This is a genomic window from Kineococcus sp. TRM81007 (genome assembly GCF_022669155.1).
Lineage (GTDB): Bacteria > Actinomycetota > Actinomycetes > Actinomycetales > Kineococcaceae > Kineococcus.
Map to the genome: position 1 here is coordinate 58,997 of NZ_JALBVB010000040.1, position 15,300 is coordinate 74,296.

General features: G+C 73.1%; 16 protein-coding genes and 3 pseudogenes. 9 read left to right on the forward strand and 10 right to left on the reverse strand.

The window, feature by feature from the left end; genetic code table 11:
- Positions 1–31 precede the first annotated feature (31 nt).
- Positions 32–592: pseudogene (locus MN205_RS05685) on the forward strand (dihydrofolate reductase family protein); the annotation flags it as partial.
- On the opposite strand, the gene MN205_RS05690 reads toward MN205_RS05685, so the two are convergent.
- Positions 570–1,760, reverse strand: a complete 1,191-nt coding sequence (locus MN205_RS05690; protein ID WP_242125157.1) for a hypothetical protein — start codon at positions 1,758–1,760, stop codon at positions 570–572. The pseudogene MN205_RS05685 and the gene MN205_RS05690 sit on opposite strands and share 23 nt — an antisense overlap.
- Positions 1,761–1,854: 94 nt before the next feature.
- Positions 1,855–2,457, reverse strand: a complete 603-nt coding sequence (locus MN205_RS05695) for a hypothetical protein (protein WP_242125159.1) — start codon at positions 2,455–2,457, stop codon at positions 1,855–1,857.
- Between the two features lie 118 nt (positions 2,458–2,575).
- Between MN205_RS05695 and MN205_RS05700 the strand changes: the two are divergent.
- A pseudogene (locus MN205_RS05700) lies at positions 2,576–2,863 on the forward strand (GNAT family N-acetyltransferase); the annotation flags it as partial.
- A 393-nt stretch (positions 2,864–3,256) separates the two neighbouring features.
- Positions 3,257–3,568: a hypothetical protein gene (locus MN205_RS05705; protein ID WP_242125161.1), complete on the forward strand. Its 312-nt coding sequence runs from the start codon at positions 3,257–3,259 to the stop codon at positions 3,566–3,568.
- Positions 3,569–3,676: 108 nt separating this feature from the next.
- Here the strand turns inward: MN205_RS05705 and MN205_RS05710 are convergent, their stop codons facing one another.
- Together MN205_RS05710 and MN205_RS05715 are read right to left on the reverse strand one after the other, a co-directional pair.
- Complete coding sequence (locus MN205_RS05710) at positions 3,677–4,213, reverse strand: ATP-binding protein (protein WP_242125321.1); 537 nt, start codon at positions 4,211–4,213, stop codon at positions 3,677–3,679.
- A 248-nt stretch (positions 4,214–4,461) separates the two neighbouring features.
- Positions 4,462–4,896, reverse strand: a complete 435-nt coding sequence (locus MN205_RS05715) for a VOC family protein (protein WP_242125163.1) — start codon at positions 4,894–4,896, stop codon at positions 4,462–4,464.
- 124 nt (positions 4,897–5,020) lie between these two features.
- Here MN205_RS05715 and MN205_RS05720 point away from each other — a divergent pair, with 124 nt between their 5' ends.
- Together MN205_RS05720 and MN205_RS05725 are read left to right on the forward strand one after the other, a co-directional pair.
- Positions 5,021–5,710, forward strand: a complete 690-nt coding sequence (locus tag MN205_RS05720) for a TetR/AcrR family transcriptional regulator (RefSeq protein WP_242125164.1) — start codon at positions 5,021–5,023, stop codon at positions 5,708–5,710.
- Between the two features lie 191 nt (positions 5,711–5,901).
- Entirely contained in the window at positions 5,902–6,276 is a 375-nt protein-coding gene (locus MN205_RS05725; protein WP_242125166.1) for a nuclear transport factor 2 family protein, read from the forward strand.
- Here MN205_RS05725 and MN205_RS21635 read toward each other — a convergent pair.
- From MN205_RS21635 to MN205_RS05745, 4 genes and pseudogenes are all read right to left on the reverse strand, one after another.
- Complete coding sequence (locus MN205_RS21635) at positions 6,273–6,425, reverse strand: hypothetical protein (protein WP_242125327.1); 153 nt, start codon at positions 6,423–6,425, stop codon at positions 6,273–6,275. The genes MN205_RS05725 and MN205_RS21635 overlap by 4 nt on opposite strands.
- Positions 6,426–6,477: 52 nt before the next feature.
- Positions 6,478–6,788 (reverse strand): annotated as a pseudogene (locus MN205_RS22270) (helix-turn-helix transcriptional regulator).
- A gap of 244 nt (positions 6,789–7,032) precedes the next feature.
- Positions 7,033–7,800: a hypothetical protein gene (locus MN205_RS05740; protein ID WP_242125168.1), complete on the reverse strand. Its 768-nt coding sequence runs from the start codon at positions 7,798–7,800 to the stop codon at positions 7,033–7,035.
- A 140-nt stretch (positions 7,801–7,940) separates the two neighbouring features.
- Positions 7,941–8,891 (reverse strand): aminoglycoside phosphotransferase family protein, encoded by a 951-nt coding sequence (locus MN205_RS05745; protein ID WP_374115852.1) that lies wholly within the window; start codon positions 8,889–8,891, stop codon positions 7,941–7,943.
- A gap of 283 nt (positions 8,892–9,174) precedes the next feature.
- Here MN205_RS05745 and MN205_RS05750 point away from each other — a divergent pair, with 283 nt between their 5' ends.
- Complete coding sequence (locus MN205_RS05750; protein ID WP_255818109.1) at positions 9,175–10,125, forward strand: DMT family transporter; 951 nt, start codon at positions 9,175–9,177, stop codon at positions 10,123–10,125.
- 26 nt (positions 10,126–10,151) lie between these two features.
- Here MN205_RS05750 and MN205_RS05755 read toward each other — a convergent pair whose 3' ends face one another.
- Positions 10,152–10,820, reverse strand: coding sequence for an HD domain-containing protein (locus MN205_RS05755; RefSeq protein WP_242125173.1), 669 nt, complete (start codon positions 10,818–10,820; stop codon positions 10,152–10,154).
- Between the two features lie 110 nt (positions 10,821–10,930).
- A complete protein-coding gene (locus MN205_RS05760; protein ID WP_242125175.1) occupies positions 10,931–11,902 on the reverse strand; it encodes an acetylxylan esterase in 972 nt (323 codons plus the stop codon).
- Positions 11,903–12,092: 190 nt separating this feature from the next.
- Between MN205_RS05760 and MN205_RS05765 the strand changes: the two genes are divergently transcribed.
- Genes MN205_RS05765 through MN205_RS05775 form a run of 3 tightly spaced genes read left to right on the forward strand, consistent with a single transcriptional unit; the run spans position 12,093 to position 15,300 of the window.
- Entirely contained in the window at positions 12,093–13,406 is a 1,314-nt protein-coding gene (locus MN205_RS05765; RefSeq protein WP_242125177.1) for an extracellular solute-binding protein, read from the forward strand.
- On the forward strand, positions 13,403–14,356 hold the full coding sequence (locus tag MN205_RS05770; RefSeq protein ID WP_242125179.1) for a carbohydrate ABC transporter permease: 954 nt from the start codon (positions 13,403–13,405) through the stop codon (positions 14,354–14,356). The genes MN205_RS05765 and MN205_RS05770 overlap by 4 nt, the downstream gene beginning before the upstream one ends.
- A complete protein-coding gene (locus MN205_RS05775; protein ID WP_242125181.1) occupies positions 14,353–15,300 on the forward strand; it encodes a carbohydrate ABC transporter permease in 948 nt (315 codons plus the stop codon). Before MN205_RS05770 ends, MN205_RS05775 begins: the two co-directional genes overlap by 4 nt.

Genomic DNA, 15,300 nt, shown 5'->3' on the forward strand with positions numbered 1-15,300 from the left:
GGTGCCGTCGCAGCGATGAGTCCACCGGCGCTCGCGGGTCGCCGCCGCGTACGTGGGGACCGACGCCCTCCTGCTCGGCCGGCGGGCGTACGACATCTTCGCCGCCCACTGGCCGCACCAGCGGGGCGGTGGGATCGCCGCGCTCTTCAACCGCGTCCCGAAGTACGTGGCCTCCCGCGGCAGGCCGGACCTGTCGTGGGCCGGCTCCACCCAGCTGGGCCCCGACCTCCCCGGCGCGGTGCGCCGGGTCCGTGACCGGCACGAGCACGTGAAGGTCGTCGGGAGCCTGGACCTGGTGCAGACACTGCTGCGCGAGAAGCTCTTCGACCGTCTGGACCTGCGGGTGCACCCGATCGTGCTCGGTGCGGGGAAGAAGGTGTTCGGCGGTGGTGCGGTGCCCACGAACCTCACGCTCCTCGAACTCCCGGTCGCCGGCCCGAGGGGCACCGTGCACCTTCGCTACGCGCTGGCCGACGGCGAACCCGCCACGGGGGACATGAGCGCACCCGATCGCGGTGCCGGGAACGGCGGTCGACCCGCCCCCAGCCCGTCGCGACCGCACACCGTGGTCAGCTCCTGGCCCACTCCATGACCGGTCCGCGGTGCACGACGGCGTAGACACGGTCACGCAACTGGTTGGCCTCCTCATCGGTCGAGGTGGCACCCAGGGGGCGCAGCACCAGGCGCAGCAGCACGTTGACCTGCCCGGGCCGGGTTCCCAGCCGTTCCCGCGCCGCCGGCGGGAGGTCTTCATGCCGGGTGGTGGCCAGGACGCTGACGGATTCCAGGTCCTCGGCGGCGGCCCCCAGCGCCGAGCGCACCGCGTCGCCGAGCAGTTCGGCATCGACGTCGTCACCGGTGACGATGGACAGGTCCCGGCGCACCGGTGGCTGGGAGGACACCGGCCGCCACGGGGACAGGTCCAGCAGTTGCCCCGCGAGGCGCGGATCGTTCGAGCGCAGAACGCGGATGTCGTCGATGCCCTTGCGCAGCATCAGAGCCCGGTCCAAGCCCATGCCCAGCGCCAGGCCGCCGACGCGGGCCGGGTCCAGGCCTGCGCCGGTCAGGACGTGCTCGGCGATCAGACCGCACTCGGCCAGCTCCACCCACCCCGCGGGGGTGCGCACGTCCACCTGCATCCCGGCGCGGGTGTAGGGGTGCACCGCGGCGGTGGTGCGCCACTGCGCCCCCGGGAGCACGGCCTGCACGAGCAGAGCGATCATCTGCTGCATCTGGCCCGGCCCGGGCAGCGACGTGGGACCGGCGTCCGGGTCGTCGTCTGCGGTGATGACGATGCGCCACAGGTCCACCTGGTGCGGGGTGCCCACGTGCAGGCGGTCGATGCTGTCGCGGCGGTGGACCACCCCTGGCAGCGCCAGCAGCACGTCGAGCCCGTTCAGTCCGTCTCCCGCACCACCGCCGGCTCGGAGCCTGGCGGCGAGCTGTCGAAGGACCGGCGGGATGCCGGCACTGGTGTGGCTGCGCAGCATGACGCTCTCGCCGACGTAGCGGCTGTAGCGGGCATCGCGGGTGACGTCCCCGTGCGCGTAGCCCAGGCGGTCGTAGTTGTCCTCCACCGCCACCAGCGGATGCAGGTGGCGCAGGTCCAGGGCGCAGCCCCACGTGCGGGTGAGGGCGCTGAGCACGTCCTCGAGCAGCAGTTGCATCGCGTGCGGGCCCTGGGCGGGATCGGTGAGGTCGCGCAGTTCGAGTGCCGCGAGCAGGTCTCGGGCGGGCAGCGGAGAAGGTGAGGTGTTCACGGGCGTTCCTTCGTGTGGTCGGTCCGGTGGGCGACACCCCCGGCCGACGGCCCCGTGATGGGCTACCGGCAGACCTCGGTGCCCTCACGGCTGCTCAGCAGCCGGGGGCGAGCAAAGGAGGTCGTGAGCCGAAGCACACCTCCACGGTAGCGCGCCCGGTCCCCACCGTCATCCACGTACGGACCACCTCGGTGTCGACCGCGATCGACACGACCGTGAACCGCGGGTGCGACTGGCAGGAGGGGGTTGGGGAGGGCCCGCGGTGCAGGCCCGGTTTGGTGCTTCGGTGAGCAGGCCGGTGGTCAGGCGCTGCTGGTGTCCAGGTCCGGGCCGTAGGCGGTCGCCAGGTACTCGCGGGTGTGCCGTGCCGCACCGGTTCGGCGTCGTAGACCTCCCGAGCGGTACCGGTCGGTTCACGGAACCAGTCGATGCGCGGTCCCTCGAGTGGCGTGACCCAGGCCCGAACCAGCGACTCCGTGGTCTGCGCCGCGCGCGTCGGGTCGGTCCTCACCGCGACTTCACGGGTGGTGATCCAGCTGACGACATCGACGATCGTGATGCCGGGAAGCACGTCCTCCTGCTCGGGGGCGATCAGCAGGCTGTGCATCACCTGGCCGGCGACGAGTGCACCGTCGTCGAGGTGTTGCGCGAAGTCGTCCCAGTCCATGTCGACCAGGGTCAGGTTGTTCTCCGCCACCCACAAGCAGTGCTGCCGCCACTCGCATCTACCGCCGCCGGCGCCCTGAACCTTCGAGCAGTAGCAGCAGTTCCGCAGAGGACGAGGCGGTCGGGTCGGCGACGACGATCAGGTCGTCGTCGTCGTCGTCGGCTGCTGCGGCGGTGAGCTGCTGTGGGGAGGTGTTGGACCGCTGCTCGCCACCGACCCCGAGGTCTGGGGGTCCGGTGCAGGGCGGGCACTGCTCGAGCACGTGCGGGAGCACGCCTGCCGGGCGAGGTTCCGTCGCGGTGAGCTGTGGGTGATCGCTGACAACGTGCGAGCGATCAGCGCCTACGAGCGTGCAGGCTGGGTGGACGCCGGCGCCATCGAGGTGCGCGGGTCAGCGGGGCGTCCCGAGCGTCGTTTCGTCCGGGACTTCGGCTGATCACGTCCGTGAGGTCCAGGACGCCGGCTCGTCGGCCACAGCGTCTGCGGACGTCCACGACAGCGCCGGACGAGTGCGTAGCGGCTCGTCGGTTCCGCTCACCGGCGGACTCGGCAGTGCGTTTGACGTGAGCAGCTCGCTGGCGCAGCAACCGGCGCAGGTAGGGAACCAGCACCAGGTGGGCGATGGCCTCGCCCAGGGGGCCGGCGGGCGCGGTGATGCTCATGCGGTCGGTCCTCCGGGTGCCGCCGGCGCCTGCGTCGTCGGGTCACGTGTCAAGCAGGACTGAGCGGTCTCGGCCGACCGTGATCGCGCGTGGTCGGCGTCGGGCGCGCGCACCGAGGTGGCCGGAAAGCACTGGCGCTCACCGGTTGCCTGGATAGCGTCGAGGACGTGCCGGAGCCTCCACCGCAGCAGCCCGAGAACGACGCCCGTCAGCCCTTCCGCCTCGTGGTGGACGTCCTGGCCACCCCCGAACAGGTGCAGGAGCTGCAGGAGGTGATCGGTGAGGCGCTGTGCGCGGCGCCGGGTGAGCACCCCGGTCCGTGCCGCACCGCCTGGTCGATCGCGTACGTCGGTGGCGGTGCCGACGACCTGGACGGCTCGTACGGCCTGGACCAGCAGGAGGCGGCCTTCATCCGTGAGCACCTGGCGCAGGTGCCGGTGTGGCCGCGAGCGGAGGTCGACCGCGACCTGGGGCTGTGACCCGGTCCCGCCTTTGATCGCGCCCCCGGTGCGGCAGGAGCGTGCGGTGTGAGTCTTCGCCGGGGTCAGTGGCCAGCGTTTCCGGGCAGGGCGAGGGGGAGGGTGTGCTCAGGGGTGGCTGGCCGGGTGGCCGTGGGAATCGGGTAGCGAGGGCCAGCGGGTGGCGGCCCAGGCGGACCAGGTGGCGTACCCGGTCGGAGGTGGGGGCACCGGATCGCCTCGGAGCTCATCGGCGGTCGGCTCCTGGAAGCTCTCACGCCAGCCCTGGAGGTCCTCAGCGCTGATCTCGAACGTCTGCTCGGGTGTGCGGGCGAACCGCTGCCGGATCCGGGTGAGTTGCGTCTCGACGTCCAGGGGCAGGTACTCGATGCGGCAGTCGGCTCCGGCTGCGGTGAACAACCAGCGCAGGGCCGAGCGCTCATCGCGCCCCCACAGTCCGAAGTCGACGACCACGTCGAGCCCTCCTCCGGCCACCTGCAGGGCCGTCCACAACAGCCGTCCTTCCAGGACGTCTCGCTTGCCGCCGGCATCGGGCTCGCCGAAGAGGGGGATCATCCACTCATCCGGTGTCAGGCGCAGCGCCTGCTGCTGCTGCTCCAACTGTCGCGCCCGGACCGTCTTGCCCGCACCCGGAAGCCCCACCATCAGGATCACTGTGGCTCTGCTCAAGGCTCTCGACCTCCAGGGGACCTCGATGACGACGGAGCCGATCAGTCGCGCTCCTGGTGCTGGAACTGCGCGATGAGCAGCCCTCAGCCGACCTCTGCAACGGCTTCCGAACCTGCGCGGACGAGAGAACCCACCGGATCGACACGGCCGCGACGCGGATCTTCGACGGGTGCGCTGCAGTTCGACGTCGGCTTCCGGGTTCCCGGGTCCCTTGCGCCTTCCGTTCAGCCGTGGCTGTCCGAGGACGCCGCCGTCGCCGTGGAGACGTGAGGCGCGTAGGAGGCGTCGGGTTCGATGGGGGTGATGACGTCGACCAGGACGCCGTCGGGGGCGGCGACGATGAAGTGCCGCTGTCCGAAGGGTTCTGAACGCAGGGGCAGCACCGCTCGCAGGGGGCCGTCGAGGACCAGGCGGCGGTACTGCTCGTCGACGTCGTCGACCTCGAGGTTGATCAGCAGGGCGGCGGTGGGCTGCCGGTGGCCGGCCGGGACGGTGTCGTGCTCGGCGGCGACGATGCCCAGTTCCCACTGCTGGCGGCGCAGGCTGACGTACCAGCCGGAGTCGAAGGTGGTGGCGAAGCCGAACTGGGTGCGCCAGAAGTCGGCGGCGGCGGCCACGTCGGCGCTGAGCACGACGGGGTAGACGCTGGTCAGCTGCACGTTCTGCTCCTCGAGGAAGGTGTCAGGACTCCCGTGGGGTGCGCGGGCGCTGCTACGTTCACATACGAACAGTCTGTATGTAAATGGGTGGCGGCAGTCGACCACCCCGCGAGGGAGGAGACCGGTGGCACGAAACACCAAGGAGCAGAGCGCGGCCACGGCCGCTGCGGTGCTGGGCGCGGCGCGCGAGCTGTACAGCTGCCGCGGTTACGTCGACGTCGCCGTGGAGGAGGTGGCCACTGCTGCAGGGGTGACCCGGGGAGCGGTGTACCACCACTTCGGCAGCCGGCAGGGGTTGTTCACCGCGGTGCTGGAGCAGGTGCAGCAGCAGGTGGCTGAACAGGTGCAGCACGCGGCGCAGGCGGCCGGCGAGGACGCCTGGGAGCAGCTGGTCGCCGGTTGCCGCGCGTTCCTGACCGCCAGCACGCAGGCGGGCGTGCGCCGGTTGCTGCTGGTGGAGGCACCGGCGGTGCTGGGCTGGGCGCGCTGGCGTGAGCTGGATGCGCGCCACTCCCGGCGGCTGCTGCACGAGGGGGTGCGTGAGTTGCTGGGTGCTGGGCGGTTGCGCACCGGGCCCGGGATCGGGGTTGAAGCGGGCGCGGTGGTCGCGGTGCTCTCCGGTGCCATGGACGAGGCCGCGTCGTGGGCTGCGAGCAGTCCCGACCCGCAGGCTGCTGCGGAGCAGGCGTGGCAGGTGCTGCACCTGCTGCTCGGTGCACTGCGTGCCGACGCGCCGGCTGCGGGCGCTGGGCCTGGAGACCCGAGCAGCCCCGGATCGACCGGGCCCGTCATCGGGAGCCGGTCGGGGCCGTAGGGGAAGGGAGACCACCGGCTGCGCCGGTTCCAGCGTCTGAGCCACGTGGCGATCGGCCCTCCCCGGGGGGCTTCCGACCTGACCGGGAGCCCTCGACGATGGATCACGCACGCGCAGGACGGCGTGGTGAGCGGTCGCCGCGGAGTCCGTCGATCGTGGTGTCCGAACCACGCCGTCGATAGGTTCAGGGCATGCCCGACCTCGGTCTCGAACGACTCCTCTCCATCGAGCGGCGCGGCTGGGACTCGCTCTGCCGCTCCGAGGGCGGCACCTTCTACGGCCGGCTCATGACGCCGGACGCGCTCATGGTCCTGCCGAACGGCGTGGTGATGGACCGCGACACCATCGCCGGTTCTCTCGACGGCGCCCCGCCCTGGACGTCCTACGAGCTGGAGGACGCTCGGGTCGTCCCGGTGAGCGACCGTTCGGCTGCCCTCGTCTACACGGCGACTGCCACCCGGGAAGGCGACGCGGCTCCGTTCACGGCACTCATGGCCAGCGTCTACTGCCTCCTCGGCGAGGAGATCCGCCTGGCGCTCTACCAGCAGACCACCATCACGCACTAGGAACGTGCGGGATCCGCCACGACGGGGCGAGTGGCGCACGGTGCGCCGACGGTGCGGGCGAAGGTGGCCACCGGCACCAGGGCCAGGGCGCGGCGACTGGTGCGCGTGGCCAGCCAGGCCGGCAGCGGCTGCTGGCGCTCGTTCCGCACCTGCGCTTGCGTCGTTGCGCGCTGCCTCGACCAGTGCGGGTGTTGGAGGTGTTCACGAGTTCGCTCCTGCCGTCGAGGGCGTCGCGGTGGTCGTCGCGGGTGTGGCGTACAGCTGCGTCGACATGGGCGGGAAGGGGGTCGGGGAGAAGATCGCCTCGACCGGCAGGCCGAAGTGGCCGGCCAGCGCAGGGCCAGTTCCACGGAGGGGCCGTAGTCGCCGCGCTCGAGGAAGCCGACGGTCTGGACGTTGATGCCCACCGCTTCGGCCAGTTGGCGGCGACTGATGCCCCGCTCGGCGCGCAGCACCGCGAGGCGGTTGTGCAGCTGCCCGGCGTCCGGCGCCCCCTTGCCCTTGCTCACCACCCCTCCAGTGCTGCGTAAACGCAACACTCGGTGCAGGGGTGGCGACGCGAGCTGTGGGAGAGGGGTTTCCACGGCCGACGAAGCCCGGCAGTCGGGACGCACGCCAGGTGTTCGCTGCTCGGTGGTCCGTTGGTGCGCGCCGTGCCCGGCTCGCGCTGGGGCATCGGCGAGACCAGGTGGCCGCCGGCCATCCGTGATCGCGCGCGTCCGGTGCGCCGTGAGCGTGCGGTCGTGCTCCGAGTGGCTATGACGCTGCCTGTGGTCGTGCCTCGAGCCGGTCGTCGGCTCTGACGGCGTCGATCAGGGCGCGGGGCCCGGCCACGACGGTGCAGTCGGCGTCGAGGTCGGTCAGCACCAGCCAGGAGCGCTCGACCGGCCACAGCGCGGTGGGGCCGTGACGTTCGAACCAGTGACGGTCCTGGTAGCGCCAGGTGCGTCCCAGCGTGCGCACCGCGGCCAGCGGGCCGGCCAGCAGCAGGCACGTGCGCAGCAGCTGCACGCGGGGTGCGGCGGTGAGCACCTCTGCGGTGAAGGCCGGCTCCTGCGGAGGCCCGGTGTGGTGCGGGTCGCCGTAGAAGCCGACGTGCGCTCCGCCGCGCACCCAGGGCAGGTCCTCGGCGACGGCGAGCAGGCACGCGGCGCCGGAGCCGGAGCCGGACCAGAGCGTCAGGTGGCTCAGCAGCGCGTCCCAGCCGGGCTCGCCCAGTTCGCCGAGCTCGGGTGCGCCGCCGGGCCAGCCGCTGCGGGTGCTGCGGCGGGTGTGCACGGCGCCGGAGACCTCATCCCAGGTGCTGTGCGGGTGCAGCCCGTGGCCGGTGCGCGCGGCCACCTGCGCCCAGGTGACGGGCTGGCCGTCGGTGTCGCTGGCCGGGTGCAGCAGCCGGGCGGTGGCCGCGAACTCCTCGACCGTGCCACCACCAGGGGTGAAGAGGTCCGGGGGCACGGCGTCGCTCGACCAGATGGCGTCGGGGACGGTGCTGGGGCGGGCTGGCCGCAACTGCTGGGGGCTCACCGGGCCAGTGTGAGGCGGTCGATGCTCCGTCCTCCGCAGCCTGACATCGACACGAGCGTGCGCCAGCGCCCGTTCACGATCGCGCCCGGAGGGGGCGGCGGTCTCCAGCCGCGAGCGCGTGGTGGGCCGCGGTGTCGCGCCTACCGGGGACTGCTGACGTCGGTCCCGTGCTCCTCGAGGATCGCGTCGAGGACGCGCCGGGCTGCAGTCGACTCCTCGTCGTCCCGGTCGACGGTCCGGGCGCAGGTGGCCAGGGTCTTCCACAGCGCCCAGCCCCGCCCTCGCGCCCAGGTGGCCTCGTCGACGGCCAGCCGGTCCCGGAAGGCTCGCCGGCCCGTGGCGTCCAGCAGCGTCCACGCTCCCGCCAGGTCGCACGCGGGGTCTCCGACACCGCAGGTGCCGAAGTCGATGACGGCCGCCAGTCGTCCGTCGTCGAGCAGCAGGTTGCCGGCGGCGACGTCACCGTGGAACCAGACCGGGACTCGGTCCCAGCGTGCGTCCAGAGCCGTCGCCCAGACCTCGCGGGCCAGCTCGGCGTCGATGCGGCCGTGCAACGCCTCCAGCGCGGTCCGGGTCGTCGCGTCGTAGGTGCGCAGGGTGCCGCCGCGGAACCAGTTGTGCGTTCCCGGCGGTGGTCCGTCGGTGGGGTCGACTCGTTGCAGGGCGGTGAGGAAGTCGGCGAGGTCGAGGGCGAAGCGGACCGGGTCGGCGATGCCGCCGGTGAGGTTCTCCGCGGTCACCGGTTCCCCGTCGAGCCAGCGGTAGACCGACCAGGCGAAGGGGTAGTCCGCGCTGGGCCGGCCCTTGCCCAGTGGGGTGGGGATGGGAAGCGGCAGCTGCGCGGCGAGCCGGGGAAGCCAGCGGTGCTCCTTGTCCACCGCCGGGGCGTACTCAGCGGCGGCGGGCAGGCGCACCGACATGCGCGAGCCGAGGTGGAACGTCCAGTTGTCCCAGCCGCCGTCGGCCACCGCGCGGACCGGGAGGTCGGACCACTGGGGGAACTGCTCGGCGATGAGCTGCTGCACCAGGTCGGCGCTGACGGTGATGCGGGTGGGGACAGGTCCGAGGTCGTGCCCGCTGCTCACGCGCATCGGGTCGGAGTGCTCACGACTACCGGTGTGGCGGTGTCCTCGCGCGCTGCCCGGCCTGCTTCTCCATCGTCGACCACGAGGCCAGGCTGGCAGATCGGGCCTGCTGCGCTCAGCCGCGTTCAGTGGAGTCCACCAGAGTGGTGTGCGGAGGGGCGGGACTGCTGCATCGACCGGTGACGACCTGACCCGCCCCAGCCGACGACGTGGAGGTCGCACCGCACACGGCCCGGGGTCCTCGGCACCGGCTTCGCCGGCACCTATCCGCGAACCGCTATGCTGATGCATGACAGAACCCAGTAGCACTACCGCCGCGGAACCCGCTGTGCTACCCACCCGACCGTCCGGCGGCCCGAGCGCGAAGGCCCTCCCCGCCGCGGCCGGACCGCTGCTGGGCCTCCTCGGCGTCGTGGTGTTCTCCTTCACGCTGCCGTTCACCCGCATCGCCGTGCGGACCCTCGACCCGCTCTTCGTCGGAGCGGGCCGCGCCGTCGTCGCCGGCGTGCTCGCCGCTGCGGTGCTCGCCGCCACCCGCGCGCCCCGCCCGCCGCTGCGGCTGGTGCCGCGACTGCTGCTCGTCGTCGTCGGAGTCGTCGCCGGTTTCCCCCTGCTGACGAGCGCCGCGCTGCGCGAGGTGCCCGCCGCGCACGGCGCCGTCGTCGTCGGCGTCCTGCCCGCGGCCACCGCCGTCGCGGTCGTCCTGCGCACCCGCGAACGCCCCGGCACCGGTTTCTGGGCCGCGAGCGCCGCCGGGCTGGCGGCGGTCGTGGCGTTCGTCGCGCTCAGCGGCGGCGGTCTGGGGGACGTGGGTGCGGGGGACGCGCTCCTGCTGGCGGCCGTCGTCCTCGCGGCGCTCGGTTACGCGGAGGGCGGCCTGCTGTCCCGGGAACTCGGTGCCTGGCAGACGATCTGCTGGGCGCTCGTGCTGGCCCTGCCCCTGATGGCCGCGATCACCGTCGCCTCCGCCTCCGGTCAGCGCCCGAGCGCGGGGTGGGCGGGCTGGCTGTCGTTCGGCTACCTCGCGGTGTTCAGCATGTTCCTGGGGTTCTTCGCCTGGTACCGGGGGCTGGCGATCGGGCCGATGACGCGCGTCAGCCAGGTGCAGCTCGTGCAGTCGGTGCTGACGATCGCCTGGTGCGCGCTGCTGTTCGGCGAGCACGTGGACGCCGCCGTGGTGGTGGCGGCCGCCGTGGTGCTGGTGTGCGCCGCGGCGGCGGTGCGCGCCCGGGTGCGCTGAACGGGGCGTGCCCGGCGCCGCCCGGGTCAGCGCGGCGGGCGTTCCCCGTCCGGTGCGCTCGCCGGCGCGGGGACCGCGCCCGCGCGTCGCAGCCGGTCCTGCGTGCGGCGCACCGCCCCGCGCACGTACGGCCCGCGCAGGTGGTGGCACCGGGCGTTCGGGCTGTCCGGGCCGTGCCGGCGCAGCACGTCCGCCAGGCGCTCCTCGACGTCGACGACCTCCCCGTCCGCGGAGACGGTCTGGTCCGCCCACGTCAGCGCGTCGGCGATCGCCCCCGCGAGGGCGCGCGGGTCGTCGTGCGCGGACAGGGCTCCGGTGAGCCCGCGCACCTGGGCGGCGAAGCGGGCGCCGGAGTGGTGGGCGACGAGCGAGGCGAGCAGCCGCGGCCACCCGGCTCCCCGCAGGTGGTCGGCGCCGTCGAGGGGGTGGAAGCCGACGGCGCGCAGGTCCGGGGCGTAACCGACGTCGTGCAGCCACGCGGCCGCCACGAGGACGGGGCGGTCCTGCGGGGCGACGGCGCCCGCACCGGCGGCGGCGCGGGCGGCCACGGCGCGGGTGTGCTCCCAGCGCGGGTGCAGGTCCTCCAGCAGCTCCCGTGCGAGCCGTTCGGCCGCGGCGACGAGGTCGCCCCCGGGGTGCGTCGCGAGGCCCCCGGCGGGGGGCGGGACGGTGGCCAGAGCGTGGTCTCCACTCATGGCGGGAACGGTACGGGGTGCGCCCGCGCGCCGGGAGGGTCCCAGGTCCATCCCCCCCGCGCGGGTGCACCCCGTGCAGCCGGGCGGTCGCGCTGCGCGACGGCGGCCGGTCAGCGCCCCAGCAGGTCGCCCAGCCACGCCAGCTGCCGGCGCCAGTGGTGCACCTGGCCACCCTCGTGGTCGTTGAACCGGTACACGTCCAGCTCGGCGGGGCCGCCGTAGGCGCGGTGCGCGGCGTACACCGTGGACGGCGGGCACACCCGGTCCATCAGCGCCACGGAGAACAGCGCGGGGGCGCTCGCCCACGGCGCCAGGTGGGCGACGTCGAAGTGGTCCAGGGTGGCCAGCGCCCGATCGGCCTGGTCGCGGTGCACCGACAGGTACCGGGTGATCTCCAGGTAGGGGTCGAGCCCGCACACCTCGACGGCGCGGCGCAGATGGCTCATGAACGGCACGTCGGTCAGCACCGCGCGCACGTCGGGCACCAGGGAACCGGCCGCGAGGGCGAGCGCGCCGCCCTGGCTGGCGCCGGCGACGACCACGGCGTCCGCCTGCACGCCGGGCAGGGCCCGGGCGGCCTCCACGGCGCGCGCGGCGTCGGTGTAGACGCGGCGGTAGTAGTACTCCTCCGGGTCGAGGATGCCGCGGGTGGTGAACCCGGGGGTGGCGGGCCCGGAACCGTGCGGGTCGGGGGTGTGCCCGCCGCCGCCCCACACCGAGCCCTGCCCGCGGGTGTCCACCACCAGGTGGGCGTACCCCGCGCTGGCCCAGGTGAGCCGTTCCTCCGGCAGGCCGCGCCCGCCGCCGTAGCCGACGAACTCCACGACGACCGGCAGGGGGCCGTCCGCGCCGGTCGGGCGCACCAGCCAGGCGCGGACCCGGTCGCCGCCGTAGCCGGCGAACGACACGTCCCAGTGCGCCAAGGTCATCAGATGAGTGGGGGTCTCGGTGAGCTCCAGGTCCAGGGGGAGCGCACGGGCCGCCGCGAGGGTGCGGTCCCAGAACCCGCGCAGCCCGGGAGGCGGGGTGAAGCTCGGTTCATAAGCTTCGAGGTCGGCCTGGGTCATCTCGGACAGGGGCACGGCGGGTCTCCTCCGGCGGGTGACCACCGGGGCGACAGCGTCCCGGTGGTGACGGATTCATCAGATGACATCTTGACGCATGTGCGCGTCCGGGGGCATCCTCCTCCTACCGGTCACCGGCGGCGGACCTCCGTCGCGAGACGTCGAGGCCGCACCCCGACGCGGTGGTGCGCGCAGAGGAGACACGATGATGTGGACCACCCGGACGAGCCCCGCCGCGCCCCGCGCGGGCCGGGCCGCCGCCCTGCTGTGCACCGTCGGCCTGCTGGCCGCCTGCGGCGGCGGTGGCGGTGACGCCGCGGCGGGCGGTGGCGACGACCCCATCCAGTTCTGGGGGTGGGTCCCCGGCCTGGAGGAGCAGGTCGCGCAGTGGAACACCGAGAACCCCGACACTCCGGTGGAGTTCCACCGCATGACCGGCGACGACGGCAAGAAGGTGGAGGCCGCCGTGGACGCCGGCGCCGGCCCCGACATCGTGCAGCTGTCCACTCACGACCTGCCCGACTACGTCATCAACGACCGGGTGCAGCCCATCACCGAGTTCGTCGCCGACACCGAGGACCTCTACACCCCGTCCTCGTGGCAGTCGGTGACGCTGGCCGGGGAGGTGTACGGCGTCCCCCAGGGCAGCGGGCCCACCGCGATGATGTACCGCGCGGACGTCTTCGAGAAGCACGGCATCGCCGTGCCCACCACGTGGGACGAGTACGAGCAGGCCGCCGCCGCGCTGCACGCCGCGGACCCGAACGTCTACATCGCCGGGTTCTCGCCCAGCGAGATCGGCCAGTGGACGCAGGACGTCTCCCAGGCCGGCGGCACCTACTTCGGCATCGAGGGCGACGCCTGGAGCGTCCAGGTCGACAGCCCCGAGAGCCGCCGGGTCGCCGAGCGCTGGCAGCGGCTGCTGGACGCCGGCCTGGTGAAGACCACCCAGATGTGGACACCGGAGTACTGGGCGTCGGTCAACGCCGGGGAGATCGCCACCATCACGTACGCCGCCTGGTTCCCGGTGCAGCTGCAGGAGAACGTCGCCGACCAGGCGGGCCTGTGGCGCGTCGCGCCGCAGCCCACCTACGACGGCACCTCGGTCGCCGGGGACTCCGGCGGCGCGGCCGACGTGGTGCTCGCCGGCGCCGACGACCTGGAGGGTGCCGCGGAGTTCCTCACCTGGATCAACAGCGACCCCGAGCAGGTCGAGCACCTCATCTCCGTCGGCGGCATCTTCCCCACCGCCCTGGTCGGTTTCGAGTCCGAGGCGCTGGCCGAGGAGATGCCGTACTTCGGCGGGCAGCGCATCTACGACGTGTTCCGCCAGGCCGCCGAGGTCGTCCCGCCGACCTGGACCGACGGCCCCGCCAACGGTCAGGTCGACGCCGACATCACCGACGGGTTCGGCGCGGTCGCCACCGGGTCCAGCACCTTCGCCCAGGTGCTCGCCGAGGCCGACGCCGCCGCCACCGACCGGCTCACCGACATGGGCCTCGACGTGGTCGACCCCTCGTGAGCGTCGTGCCCCTGCCGGCCCGCCGCGCCGCGGGCCGCCGGCCCGCGGCGCGCCGCACCGGCGGCCGGCACGTGGCCCCGTACGCGTTCGCCGCGCCGTTCGTGGTGCTGTTCCTGGTGTTCCTCGTCGCCCCCATCGTGCTGGCGCTGTGGCAGAGCATGTTCCGGCAGCGCGCCGCCGGCGGGTTGGGCTTCGGCGGCACCCGCCAGCGCGAGTTCGCCGGTCTGGGCAACTACGTGACGGCGCTGACCGACACGGGGTTCACCTCCGGGTTCGCCCGCGTCCTGCTGTACGGGGCCGTGCAGGTCCCGGTGATGCTGGTCCTGGCCCTCGTGCTGGCCCTGCTCTTCGACTCCGCGGCGGTGCGCTTCGGGCGGTTCTTCCAGGCCGCGGTGTTCGTGCCGTACGCCGTCCCCGGCGTCATCGCGGCCCTGCTGTGGGGGTTCCTGTACCAGCCGGGCGTCAGCCCGATCGTGGGCGGGTTGACCTCGCTGGGCGTGGACGTGGACCTGCTCGCCCCCGGGACGGTGCTGTGGTCGCTGGCGAACATCGCGCTGTGGTCGAACACCGGCATCAACGTCGTCATCCTGTACGCCGCGCTGCAGTCGGTGCCCGCGGAGGTGGGCGAGGCGGCCCGGGTGGACGGGGCGAGCGAGGTGCGGGTCGCGCTGAGCATCAAGCTGCCGATGATCCTGCCCGCCCTGCTGCTCACCACGCTGTCGTCGATCATCGGCACGCTGCAGCTGTTCAGCGAACCCAACGTGCTGCGCACCATCACCTCGAACATCACCAGCGACTACACGCCCAACATGGCGATCTACACGACCTCCACGGAGGCGCAGGACCCGCACCTGGCCGCGGCCATGGCCGTCCTGCTGGGCGTGTCCACGCTCGTGCTGTCGCTGGTCGTGCTGCGCATCTCGAACCGCAGGAACGGAGCACTGGCGTGAGCACCAGCACCCGCACCGGGCCGGGGGCGACACCCGGGGCACCGGCGCCGGCCCCCGCCGCCACCGGTCGCGCCCGCCGCCGCACGGCCACCAGCGCGGGGGAGCGGCACTCCACCGCCGTGCGGGTCCTGGCCACCGGTGCCGTCGCCGTGGCGACGGTGTACTTCCTGATGCCGGTGTGGTGGATGGTCGTGGCCGCCACCAAGTCCAGCACCTCGCTGTTCACCACCCCCGGTTTCTCCTTCGCCGACCCCCAGCTGCTGCAGAACCTTCGGGAGTTGTCCACCTACGACGACGGCATCTTCTGGCGCTGGGTCCTGAACACCGTCGTGTACTCCGTCGTCGGGTCCGTGCTGACCGTCCTGGTGTGCGCCGCGTGCGGGTACGCGCTGGCCATGTTCGAGTTCCGCGGCCGCAAGGTGCTGCTGGGCGCGGTGCTGGCGAGCATGCTGGTGCCCGGCACCGTCCTGGCGCAGCCGACGTACCTGCTCGTCGTGGAGCTCGGCCTGAACAACACCTACGCGGGCGTGCTGCTGCCCTCGATGGTGTACCCCTTCGGGGTCCTGCTGTGCACCGTGTTCGCCCGCTCCTCGATCCCCGTGGAGCTGCTCGAGGCCGCCCGCCTAGACGGCGCCGGGGAGCTGCGCATCTTCGTGGCCGTCGGCCTGCGGCTGATGACGACCGGGCTGGTCACGGTCCTGCTGTTCGCGTTCCTGGGCAGCTGGAACAACTACCTGCTGCCGCTGATGGTCCTGACCGACGCCGAGTTGATGCCGCTGACGGTCGGCCTGACCGGCTGGAGCCAGGCGTCCATCACCATCCCCGGCCTGCAGGTCCTCGTGGTGGCCGGCTCCCTGGTGTCCGTGGTGCCCGTCATCGGCGTGTTCATCGCCCTGCAGCGGTACTGGCGCTCCGGCCTGACGGCCGGCGGCGTGCGGTTCTGA